This is a genomic window from Peribacillus sp. Aquil_B1 (assembly GCF_022603275.1).
In the GTDB taxonomy this organism is placed as follows: domain Bacteria; phylum Bacillota; class Bacilli; order Bacillales; family DSM-1321; genus Peribacillus.
Window position 1 is genome coordinate 1 of record NZ_JAKXEE010000020.1, and the last position, 520, is coordinate 520.

At 46.9% G+C, this 520-nt stretch carries 2 tRNA genes and 1 rRNA gene; all 3 read right to left on the minus strand.

The annotated features are described in order from the left end of the window. Nucleotides 1-157: 157 nt before the first annotated feature. Nucleotides 158-233, minus strand: a tRNA-Ala gene (locus MPH60_RS27550). 16 nt (nucleotides 234-249) lie between these two features. Next, nucleotides 250-326: transfer RNA gene (locus MPH60_RS27555), tRNA-Ile, on the minus strand. 116 nt (nucleotides 327-442) lie between these two features. After that, nucleotides 443-520, minus strand: a 16S ribosomal RNA gene (locus MPH60_RS27560); the annotation flags it as partial.

Below are 520 nucleotides of genomic sequence, written 5' to 3' on the forward strand. Positions count from 1 at the left end.
TTCATCGGCTCCTAGTGCCAAGGCATCCACCGTGCGCCCTTTCTAACTTAACCGTTAAAAAAGATCTTACAGATGCTTTGAAAAAAATTAATTGCCTTCTATCTATTATCTAGTTTTCAAGGAACAAGCTGTCCCAATCACAACGTGATTGTTTCATTGGTGGAGCCTAGCGGGATCGAACCGCTGACCTCCTGCGTGCAAGGCAGGCGCTCTCCCAGCTGAGCTAAGGCCCCGTTTTGGGAAATGGAATGGTGGGCCTAAATGGACTCGAACCATCGACCTCACGCTTATCAGGCGTGCGCTCTAACCAGCTGAGCTATAGGCCCATTCACATAAATAATAAGCTTCTGCTTCCCAAGCTTATCGCGGGATTGCTATTTAATTGAATGAATCACTCATTCAAAACTGAACAAAACAAAAGCGCTCTCGTAATTATCCTTAGAAAGGAGGTGATCCAGCCGCACCTTCCGATACGGCTACCTTGTTACGACTTCACCCCAATCATCTGTCCCACCTTAGG